The sequence below is a fragment of the Streptomyces dysideae genome, from assembly GCF_001514305.1.
GTDB classification, from domain to species: domain Bacteria; phylum Actinomycetota; class Actinomycetes; order Streptomycetales; family Streptomycetaceae; genus Streptomyces; species Streptomyces dysideae.
On the sequence record NZ_KQ949115.1, the window covers coordinates 50,228 to 62,342 of the forward strand.

Annotated in this window: 1 protein-coding gene (only partly in view); it reads right to left on the reverse strand. The window is 72.1% G+C overall.

Going from position 1 to position 12,115, the window contains the following annotated elements; genetic code table 11:
• On the reverse strand, nucleotides 1-12,115 hold the end of the coding sequence (locus AQJ91_RS40900; RefSeq protein ID WP_159054769.1) for a WXG100-like domain-containing protein. Its footprint extends 27,305 nt past the window's final position; the window shows 12,115 of its 39,420 coding nt (coding positions 27,306-39,420); its start codon lies beyond the right edge, outside the window; its stop codon occupies nucleotides 1-3.

Genomic DNA, 12,115 nt, shown 5'->3' on the forward strand with positions numbered 1-12,115 from the left:
TCAGCTCCTCGGCTGGACCGGGAGCATGAAGTACAGGCCATCCGGGACATGGACGCGCAGCCGCCCGTGGTGGCCCGCGAGGACCAGGTCCACGTCCGCCTTGTAGTACCGGTAGGAGCGGGTGCTCTCCTTGTTTCGCTCCTCGGTCTCCGCGGCCTCACCTGACCGCTCTTCGGCGCGTTCCAGTCCGTAGCTGAAGGGCACTCTCTCCATGATCCTCGGACCGTGTTCGATTTCCCCGCCGCCCTCCGGGCCGATATCCACATACCAGCCGTGCACCCGTTGGGTTGTGTGGGCCGACGCCTCGTCCTCCTGCGTGTAGTGCCGGGCCTTGAACTTGATGCCGTCTTCGGAGTACACCGGTTCGGTCCGCCCCTCCTCGGAGTAGAGCGGGTCGATCCCGGTGACCTCCAGCCCGACGGTGATGGTGCGCCCGAACAGGCGCAGCTCGTACTCGTGCCGCAACAGCGTGGGCAGGTTGGCCCGGAGGAGGTTTTCGCCGGTGAAGTGCCCGTAGCGCAGGCCGTCGACGGTGGTGAAGTCCACCCCGGGCACCCGCCAGACGTCCGGGGCGCTCAGGTCGCGCGGCGGCGGGTACGGGACCGCGGTCAGCGCCGCCCACCGGTTCACGGCGGCCGCCGCCGGTAGGGCCCACGGATGCCCCTCCTCCCTCAGCCGTTCCAGTAGCTGCTGGTCCACCTGACGGTCCGTCGGCGGCGCCACGGCCGGCTCTCCGGCGGAGGGCTGTGGGCCGGACTCCCACACGGCCCGGGTGCCGTACGCGGGGGCGGGGCTGGGCAGCGGCGTGCTGTGTACGGCCAGATGGCTGGGAACGATCAGCCGTACCGTGCCGTGGACGGTGCCGTCTTCGGGGCGATCCGGTGCCGGGAACACCTTGACGGACGGGCCGGCGCGGTGCCACCACTCCGCCATGTCAGGCCCGTACCCGGCCAGGCCCGCCAGCCCCTTCGTGGCCGCCCGCACGCCACGCGTGGGCGCGCTCAGCACCTCGGGTGTCTCATACGTGATGCCCATCGCGATCCGGAACGTCAGCGGATGCGTGAACTCCTGCGAGCCTTCCCTGGTCTGGGCCCGGAAGATCTCCACTTCGCTCTGGGACCGTTCGGTGCCCGTCCCGGAGCCGCGGCTGTGGCCGGCGCCGAACTCCAGGCCCCCGTGCTTGCCGGTGCCGACTCTGGCACGCAGGGTGGCTCCCCCACTGACCCCGAAGGAGGTCGCGTCGCTCTGCCCGGTCACGCGGCTGGTCTGCCCCCGCAGCGTCAGACGTACGTCCGGGCGGCTGAGCTGGGAGGTCGCCTCGCCGATCTCGGCGGTGACCTTCGCCCACAGGTACCGTGTGCCGCCGAACGCCGACGGCATCGTCACCCACCGGCTGACGCCATCACCGGACAACAGCGCGAACTGGCTGAGCAACGCATCGGAGGAGAAGGATCTCTCCAGCTCCGCCAGCAGCAGGCCGGGCTGGTGCTCGTCCGGTCGGCCCGGCTCGGTGTGCAGCAGCCCCTGCCCGGTCAGCCACTGCTTCATACGGCCCAGGACCCCGTCGGCGTGCAGGACCTCCGGATGGCTCGCCGCCGGCAGCAGGGACGGATCCACGTACCGCTCCGGCGGATGCGGCGCGGCCGGGACCGCGTCCTCCGGCAGCGGCAGCCCGAGATCGAGGAGCCGCCGCTCGGGCACCAGGAGCTCCAGGCCGTCCCTCACCCGCACGTACCGGGTGTCGTGCGTCATGCCGCTGGGCGGGCCGGCCGGGTGCGAACCGGCTGGGAGGACGCTCCGCACGGCGTGCTGGACACTGCCGACCAGGCTGCCGTTCTTCCACCGGTGCAGCGTCACCTCGAACACCGGATCCGCACGGTAGGTGTGCGTCGTACCGCCGTACGTGGTCCGGGAGATCCCGACCGGGCCCTCCTGACGGGAGTTCTCCTTGGACCAGTCCCACCGCACCCGGCCACGGACGGCGGCGGCGAGCTGCCCCTCCAAGCGGCGCCCCGATCCCTCGGTGCGCGAGGACCCTTCGGTGCGCGATGGTTCGCCAGAGGACTGCGAGGACTCCTCAGTGCGCGAGGGGCCGACAGTGAACCGCGGTCCGATCGCCCCCTGCAGGCCGACGTCGTAACTGCTCGCCCGGGAACGCTTGAACTGGGCCTGCCCCTGGCTGTACTGCTCGATCTCGACTTCCCGGCCCTCGCCGACGTGGGCCGTCTCATGGCGCGGCTCGACGGCGGTCATCCGGATGCGCAGCGCCTGCTTCCACCCGTCCGGGCCCTGCGGCAACTGCACCAGCCGTCCCGTCTCGCTCGTCAGCTCCGCGAAATGCGCGGCCAGCTGGGTGGGTGAAGCGACGGCCTTGAGTTCGGTGGGCCAGTTCGCCCGGTCCTCGAGCCAGCTCTCGGGCAGACGGTTTGCCTGCTGGTACATCCGGGCGGCCTCGGCCGTCAGCTCCGGTACGGCGAGGAACGACGGGTACACCGCTTCCACGCCGTGCGTGCGGAAGTCGGCCTTCTCGGTCTCCGGCGCCTGCTCCGGGTAGGTGACCCTGTCCGCCTCCCGCATCTGCTGCTCGGTCACCGGCGTCTCGGGTACGTGCTGGTGCGGTACGACGACGCGGGCCACCACCTCGCCCGGCTTGTCGATCCACCACCGCTCGGCCTGATGGCCCGCAGGCCGTACCGACACCTCGTACACCACGTTGTACACATGCTCGTCGACCAGACCCGCCGTCTCGGTACGCCGGTACGACTTCGCTCCTCCGGCCATCGTGTGCTGGACACCGCGCCCGAAGCCGCCCGAGACGCCCACCGCGCCGATGTCGAGGCGCAGCCAGCGCTTGATGCGCACCTGGACGCGCAGGCCCGCGGAGAGGTGCGCGCCCCACCGCGTACCGCGGTGGCCGCTGACCGTGGAGTTCTGCTGGGCCCGCGCGTTGACCGTCAGCGGGTAGGCGTCCTCACCGGTCATGCCGCCGATGCGTTCCCGCAGGTGCGCGGTGACGGACACGTCGTACGCGCGCCCGCCGAGGCTGACGGTGAAATCCACGCCTGCGATCAGTTGCGACAGGTCGCCCTCCAGCACCGGTTGCGCGAAGGTCGTCTCGAAGCTCCGGTCGACGGACGACCAGTCGGCCTCGGCCCCGTTCGACAGCCACTCGTGCCACCGGCCCAGCGCCGCGCGCACCTGGTCGTGCACCAACTCCGCCCCCGGCAGCAGAACTCCCATTCCGAATCCCTGGCCACGCCGCGCCGCCAGTGCCAGCGGCTCCCGATCGTGCGGCGGCAACGGCGCGTCGAGCCGCGCCGGCCGGACATACGCCGACGTGGGCAGCGGCAGGTTCGCCTGGGCCAGCAGTGCCCGCACATACGGGCGTGCCTCCACCGGCCCCGCAAGGAACGGCGCCGCCTGCCGCAACGGCGGGGCGTCCGCACCCAGCAGGCGCCGTTCGAAGTCGGTCGCCTCCCGGCCCGGCACGCCGATCTCCGCTTCCACCAACTGCACCACATCAGGGATCCGGTGCGTCGACGACCGGACTTCCGCGGTCACCTTCAACTGCGCCCGGTACCGCGCCTGATCGCTCGTCATGTTCAGCACGGTGTGGTTCATGGCCTGCTGGGAAAGCCCGTGTCCGGTCTTGCGGCTGAAATCACCGATCAGGGACCCAGTGGGCAGCCAGGTCGTGCTGCGGCGACGGCCACCGGCGGCCACCACCCCGACGGCCATGCTGGACGTGGTGCCCAGCGAGTGGCCGAGCTTCAGGCCGACGCCCAAGTCCTCGCGGACCGCCACGTTCGCAGTGTCCCCGAGGTACTGCAGACGCTCGATCGTGGCGCGGATGGCGACATGGCCCGTGAAGGACTGCGTCGGCCCGAGTTTGAACCGGGTCCGTTCCGTGGTCAGGCCGTTGGTCAGCAGGTACCGGCTCCGGTTGCGGGCCGACCGCTCGTTCAGCCGGGGCAGCGCGTCCCCCATGACCTGCCGCACGGCGTCGGCGGGCAGCCCGGCCTCCCGCAGCTGCCGCTGCAGCCCGGCCGCCACCGGGATCAGGTCGATGGCGTTGAGCGTCTCGCGCGCCTGGCTCGGCCGCTGTCGCTCAGTGGGCCTGTCGCCGGTCAGCGGGGGGTTCTCGGGGGGCCGCGGTCCGCCTGGGGCGGTGAGTCCGGACGGGAAGTCGACGGTGACCCGCTCGGGCGTCGTCACGTCATGCGGCCGTTCCACACCGTCCACGAAGACGCGGACCTGGATCCCGGCACGGAATCGGGTGTTGCCGGTGACGAACAGTTTGCGGCCCGCCACGACGTCGCGCTGCAGCTCCGTTCCCTCCGACCGGACGGCCTCCGCCTCCAGCATGGGGAAGGCGGGCAGCAGGGTCCCTCCCGCCTTGCCCACACCGGACAGGACGGCAAGCGTGGCCGTGTCGAGGCCCTGCGCCTTCTCGAGCTCGGACTTCGCTCCCGAGGACAGGGAGGCGAACCCGACCTCGTACTGGCGCACCGCCCCCGTCGGCTCCACCGGTGCCGGCGTGACGTCCCGCAGCACCGGGCGCAGCCACACCACACGGTCGCCGCCCACGGTCAGCCGGCCCTGCCGCAGCGCGTCCGCCCAGGTTCTGGCGGTCGGCCCACCGAACGACGCGGCCTGCTCTTCTGCCGGCCCCTCCGCGTGCTCGGCACCCTGGTGCGCCTCGCTGGGCTCGTCGGTCTCGCCACCCTCGCCCATGAGCAGTCGGCGCAGACCGTCACGGATCGCCTGGCCCAGTTCCGGACTGTCCTCGGGCCTTGCCACCTCGGACCAGATCCGGTTCGCCCACTGCCGCGCCGTCATCTCGTGCCAGTCGTCCGCCCGGACCACCGTGGCCTCGCCGAGCGCGTCCTGCCCCACGTACCACGGACTCTCCGCCGTCGTATCCGACTGACCGGACTGACCCGACTGTCCGGTGCCGGCACCGTCGCCCGCGCCGTGCGTCGGTGGGTGCTCCTCAGGGGTCCGTAGGGTCTGTACGTCGTCGCCCGGCGAAGTCCGCTGTGTCCCGTCCGGCGCGGCGTCCTGCCGGACGGGCGAGGCGGTGTCCGCCGGAGGGAAGTCCACCGTGATCACCGCACGCCGCAGAGCCGCGGGCCCGTCCTGCGGACTCGTGCCCTCTGGAAGGTCCCGGCCACGCGACTCGGCGGTCACCAGGAACGCCTCGACCCCGATCGGGGCGGGCATGTCCTTCTGCGCCTGCCGCAGATGAACCGCCAACCGCTCGGTGAACACCTTCCTCACCGCGTCGGCACGCTCCTGACCGAGGCGCATCGCGCGCCCGAAGTGCGGCTGTCCCAGCACTGTGCCGTTGCTGTGACCCGTGATCACGACGGTCGGCAGCGGGCGGCCCGCCCGCGCGTTCGCCAGCCCCTCCAGCGCCACATCGGCAGCGAACGTGTTGACAGCCCTCAACTGATCCACCGCCAGGCTCCTCGCGCCACCACCGAACGTGACCTGCCGGCTGACCGGTTCCGTTCTGCGGGCCCCGGGCTCCTCCACCGGGGGCGGCGTATCCAGCGGTGCCTCACGCCGCAGCGCCTGGCGCGCCTCGGCATCGAAGACGTACCGGTCCCCGGTCAGCGTGTCGGTCAGCGAGAACCCGCCCGGCAGTCGGCGCGCGAACTCACCGTCAAGCGGGGCGAGGCTGTGGCCCTGGCCGTGGGACGCATCGGCGAGGACCAGGGTGAACCTGCCCGTGCCGGGCTCCCGGGCGATCCGGACACTGGCGCCCCGCAGTGCCGGGCCCAGGTCGTCCCCGGTGAGGGGGAGGACGGCCTCCAGCAGGCTGCCGTCGCCGTCGTACCGCCAGGAGGCGGCGGGCCGGCCGGGGGAAGCTCCGTCCTCCAGCGGGCGGACGGTGACGCCGCGCGGGGTACCGGAGGAGTCCTGGATCCGCTGGATGGCGAACCGGCCGCCGCCGGCGGGCGCTCCGGCGCGGTCGACGATGCCGGGCATCCGCCCGCCCGCGAGGTCGTGACGGAGGAAGACGTCGGTTCCGGGCAGCCGGATGTCGCGTGCCTGGCCGTGCCAGTCGGGTGTCAGTTCCCAGCGGAAGTTGCCGGCGGTGTCGAGGACCGTGTAGCCGCCGTCGGGCCGGAGCACCACCTGACGGTCGGCGACCGGCGCCCCGGTAGTGGGGTCCACCAGTTCCAGGTGGGTGACCGTCTGCGGTGTCTCGGGGGCCTGTGCGTCCTGGGGGGGCCGGGCCTCGGCCTCGTTGATCCGTACCCGGAGCCCGTCAAGGCCGGGCACGGACAGCGGCAGCTCGCCGGGATCGCTGTCCTCGAGGATCGGATCGAGCGGGAAAACGTCGCGCAGCGGGCCGCCGAACTCGTCGGGCGGGAAGAGACGTCGCCACCTGTCGGCCCGGCTGAACAGCTCGACACCGCCGCCATCGGTCACGCGCACGACCGCTGTGTCGTCCGGGCCCGTCAGCACGGCACCTGTCTCGTCCAGCCGCACGGCGGTGCGCGCAACGTGGTCGATCTGCCAGTAGACGGCGCGCTCACCCGGCACGCCCATGATCTCTCCGACAACGCGTCCCGTGCGGGTGTCGACCTCTAGGCGTTCCAGCGGCCGTCCGGGCGTCGGCTCCTCCGGAATCAGGGCGAGCCGCTGAGCACCCAGCGGCTTCAGTCGCCACATGCCCTCCGTGGCCGGCTCACCCATCGCATCCAGCAGCCGCGGCGTCCCGTCGACGTCACCGGCATCCGTGCGCAGATACCCCAGGCTCGCCTCCAGCCGCAGATCGGTGTGGCTGAGGGTGCCGTCCGGCGTGAAGTGGTAGCGGTGCCCCAGCTCCCGGTCGATCACCTGGAACAGCGCACCAGCGCCCTCGGCGAGATCCACATCCGCGGGTGCGACCCCGAAACGCCGCACCAACGTCGGACCACCGACCAGGTGGAACGTACCCTCCTCAGGCCGCTCCACCACCCGCAGCCCGGCCGGCTCCGCCGGGGCGTCGAACAGCGGCAGTTCACGCGCCACCAGCTCACCGGCGGCATCGAGCTCATGCGCAAGCCCGGTCAGGTCGTCCACGACCCGGTGACCGCCGCCCGACGCGGGCACCACCGAAAAACGGCTCTGCCCGTCATCGGCACGCCCGGACACATACGCCTGAAGAGCCTGCAGGGCCCGGTCCTCCAGACGCTCCAGGGCCGCACCGCGCAGCGCGCGCACCACGCCGTGCAGCACGGCCGGGTCCACCCCGGCCTCCCGCAGACCGTCCCGCGCCTCCGCGACCGCACGCTCCACCTGAGGCACCGTCAGCGGGACCTCGGGGCGGCCCAGCGCATCCGTCAGCTCACGCAGCTCGGCGATGCCCCGCACATCCGACAGGTCCGCCGCCCCGTCGGACAGCACAGGGGGATCGGCCATGCCCTCGGACGGGATCATGAAGAACAGGCCGTCCGGGACCTCCACGCGCAGCCGCCCGCGCGGACCCGTCAGCACCAGATCCACATCGGCCTTGTAGTAGCGATGCGGCCGGGGGTCCGCCGCACCACCCGGGAAGGCGTCCAAGCCCTCACGGGGCTGTGCCGCCTCAGGCAGGGGCCGGCGCCCGATCAGGATGGGGCCCACTTCCACCTGGCCGCCGCGCCCCTCAGTGCGGCCCGATCCACGCGCGAAGGACCCCCATTCACTGATCGCGCGGTCGCCGTCGGAGGTGAGATCGGCGCCGCCGATGGGGTCGCCCGTCGCCGACCAGCCGCGTGACGCGGCGGAGTTGTTCATCGACCACGCGTAGTCGTACGCGTAGTGGCGTGCCGTGAGCTCGGTGCCGCCTTCGGAGGTGATGGGCTGGACCCGGGTGACGTCCAGACCAACGGTGACCGTGTGCCTGCCCAGGGATATCCGGTACTCGTTCCGCAGCAGTCCGGGCAGGTCGAGCCGGAGCTGGGGCTCGCTGGTGAGGTGCTCGTACCGCACCCCGTTCTCCCGGGTGGGGTCCAGACCGGGCACCTGCCAGGCACCGTCGGCGCCCAGGTCGTGCTGTTGCGCGTCACGGACCGTGGTCAGCGCCGCCCACCGGCGCACCGCGGCCGCCGCGGGCAGCGCCCACGGGTGCCCGTCCTCCGTCAGCCGGGTCAGCACCTCCTGGTCCACCTGCCGGCCCGGCCCCCGCTCCGCCGACGAGGTGTCACCCGTCTCCCAGACGACTCTGGTGCCGTGCGCGGGCGCGGGCGTCGGCAGCGGCGCGTCGTGCACCGCCAGGTGGTTGGGCACGAGCAGACGCACCTGACCGGTCACGGCTCCTTCGTCAGGGCGTCCCGGGGCTGGGAACCGCTTGACGAACGGCTCGTGCCGGTCCAGCCACTGCTCCGTGTCGCGACGGTGCCTGGCCAGGTCGGCCAGTCCCAGCGCGGCCCACCGCACCGCGCGCGCGGGTGCACTCAGCACCTCGGGCAACTGGGTGGTGATGCCCATCTCGATCCGGTACTTCTGCTGGTACGTGAACTCCTGTGAACCGTCGTGTGTGTCGGCCTGGTAGATGTCCCGCAGTATGTCGGCCCGGCTGGAGCCCGTTGTGGTGCTGCGGTGGTGGCCCCCGCTCAGTTCCAGGCCTGCCCACTTGCTGGAGCCCAGGGCGAACCGGAGGTTGCCTCCCACGGTGCTCGTCCGGGTGGCCCGCACGTTCCGCGAGCTCTGGAGGTAGGACTCCGAGCGGGTCATCAGCCGCACTTCGGGCCGGTCCAGCTGGGAGATCGCCTCGCCGGTCTCGGCAGTGACCTTCGCCCACAACCGCGTGACGCCGAACGCCGACGGCAGGTCCAGCCGCCGCGTTACGCCGTTGGTCGTCAGCAGGTGGAACTGGGTGAGCAGCGCGTCGGAGGAGAACGAGCGTTCCAGCTCCTGCAGCAGCAGGTTGGGCCGGTGCACCTCCGGCCGGCCCGGCTCGGTGCGCAGCAGCCCTTGCTCTGTCAGCCACTGCTTCATGCGGTCCAGGACACCGTCGGCGTCCAGCACCTCCGCATGACTCATCGTCGGCAGCAGCAACGGGTCCACGAACCGCTCCGGATCACGCGGCTCGGCCGGGGTCATGCCCTCGGGCAGCGGCAGGCCCAGGTCGGTGAGCCGCCGCTCGGGCACCACGAACTCCAGCCCGTCCCGCACCCGCAGATGCCGCGTCTGGTGCGTCGCACCGCCGTACGGGCTGAACAGGCTGCCGTTCTTCCACCGGTACAGCGTCACCTCGAACACCGGATCGGCACGGTAGGTGTGCGCCGGGCCCACGTAGCTGGCCCGGGAAATCTCGGCGTGTCCCGTCTCCGTGGCGCTCCCCCTGCTCCAGCCCCACTGCATTTCGCCGCGGACCCTGGCGAGGATCTTGACCGGTGCGTCCGGGTCGTCGGGGACGTGTCCGACCGTGAAATGGGGTCCGACCGCCAAGCCCGTGCCGACCTGGTGGCCCGACGACTTGCCGAGCCGGTACTTGACCAGGCCGCGGGCGTTCTGCCGCAGCTCCAACCCGTCGGTGTGCGACGCAATATGACGTGCGTCGTGAGCGGTCATCCGGATGCGCAGCGCCTGCTTCCACCCGTCCGGGCCCTTCGGCAACTCCACCACCCGGCCGGCCTCGCCGGTCAGCGCATTGAAGTGGACGGCCAGCTGGGTGGGGGAGAACAGCCGGGTGAGCTCGACCGGCCAGTTCCCCTGGTCCTCGTTCCAGTTCTCCGGCAGGCCATTGACGTCCTGGTACATCCGCGCGACCTCGGCCGGTACCAGGGGTGCGACCAGGAACGTCCGGGAGACGGCTGCCGCCCCGTTGTCCCGGAAGCCGACCGTCGGGGTCTCCAGGGTTGCCGGGGCCTCGTCCAGCGGCACCACCAGACCCGCCAGCGCCGCCTCCCGCTCGCGCTCCAACTCGTTCAGCGGCGTCTGCGGAACGTACTGGTGCGGCACGACGACACTGGCCGTCAGCTCGCCCGAGGGCCGGTGGATCCACCACCGCTCCGCCGGACGGCCCTGGGGCCGCACCGACACCTCGTACACGACGTCGTACACGTGCTCGTCGACCAGACCCGACGTCTCGGTGTGATGGGTGGACTTCGCCTGGCCGGCGAACGTGTGCTGGACGCCGCGCTCGAAGCCGCCCGAGAACAGCCTCACCGTGCCGATCCGGAAGTCCACCCACTTCTTCGCGCGCGCCTCCATGCTGGCCGCCACGAGCGCGCCCGCGCCCCACCCCGAACCGCGGTCGCCGCTGACCGTGGTGGCCTGGTAGGCCCGCGCGTTGACCGTCAGCGGGAAGGCGTCCTCGCCGGTCACGCCGCCGACACGCTCCCGCACATGCGCGGTGACGGACACGTCGTACGAGCGCCGGTCCACCCGCACCGTGTGACGCAGACCGGCGATCAGCTGCGGCAGGTCGGTCTCCAGCGCCGGGCGCCCGAACCAGGCCAGCAGTTCCCGGTCCACATGGGACCAGTCGGTCTTGACGTCCCGGGAGAGCCCCTCGTGCCACCGCCGCAGCACGCCCCGCACCTGGTCGTGCACCAGCTCAGAGCCCGGCAGCAGAGTCTCCGTACCGAAGTTCTGACCACGTCGGCCGGCCAGCGCCAGCGGCTCCCGCTCGTGCGGCGGCGGCAACGGCGCGTCAAGCCGCGCGTCCGGCCGCACATACGCCTCCGGGGCCAGCGGCAGGTTCGCCTCCGCCAGCAGCGCCCGCACAAACGGACGCGCCTCCACCGGCCCTTCGAGAGACACCACCGACTCCCGCAGCCGCGGCCCGCCCTCACCCAGCAGACTCCGCTCGAACCCGGCCGCCTCCCGGGCCGGCACACCGATCTCCGACTCCACCAGACTCACCACATCGGGAATCCGGTGCGTCGAAGACCGCACCTCCGCCGTCACCACCAGCCGCGCCCGGTACCGCGCCTGCTCACCGGTCCACTTCAGCTTGGTGTGCGACGTGGTCTCCTCGGTCAGGCCGTGTCCCGTCCCCCGCGTCACCTGACCCGACACGCCGGCGAAGGGGACGAACGCGTTGACCTTGGTGCCACGCAGGACGGAAGAAACGGAAGAAGGTGTCTTCGACCAAAGGGGGCCGGCCTGCACACCTGCTGAGACGCCGCTGGTGGCTCCGTGTGTCCGAGCGGTGGTCACGCTGGTCCTCGCGCGGTACCGGACCTCGGTCTCCGGGGCGTCCCCGACGTACTGCAGACGTTCGATCGTGGCGCGGACGACGACATGCCCCTCGAACGACCGGCCCCGGCCGGCCGGGGCCCGCGTGCCGTCCGTGACCAGGCCGTTGCTGAGCAGGTACCGGCTCCGGAAGAGTGCCGCCCGCTCGTTCACCATGTTCAGCGCTTCGCTCATGACCCGCCGCACGCTCTCACCCGGCAGCCCGGCCTCCCGCAGCCGGCGCATCAGCCCCGCCACCACCGGGGTCAGATCGACGGCGTTGATCGCCTCGTGCGCCCCGCGCGCCCGCTGCCGTTCCCCGGGCTCCTCACCAGCCGGCGAAGCCGCCTCGGCCAGCCGCGGCCAGGCCGGAGCGGTGAGGCGTGCGGGAACGTCGACAGTGACCCGCCTGGCCGTCGTCACCTCGTGCGGCCGCTCCACACCGTCCACGAAGACGCGGATCTGCAGACCGCCGCGGAACCGGGCGCTCTCGCCCATGCGCATCTCGCGGCGTACCGCGACGCCCCGGCCCCAGCCCGCCCCGCTCGACTGGGCCGACCTCGCGCCGAACACCGGGTTGGCCGGCCAGAGGGCCGTCCCCGCCTGGGCCGACAGGGTCACCGTGCTCATCAGCAGCGACTCGACGCCCCACGACTTGCTGCTGTCGGATTGCGCGTCGGACGACAGCGTGGACGCGGTCATGTAGTAGGGCCGTACCACGGGGGTCTGTTCCGCCGACGCCGGAGCGATGTCGCTCAGGACCGGGCGCAGCCACACCAGACGGTCGCCCGCCACCGTCATATGGCCCCGGTGCAGCGCATACTCCCAGTACGTGACCTTCCGCTCCTCCGGGGTGACCGAGCTCGGCGCGTCACCGCTGTGCTCGGCGCCCGGGGCGGGCTCCACGCCCGGGGCGTCCTGCCCCATCAGCAGGCGGCGTACACCGTCACGG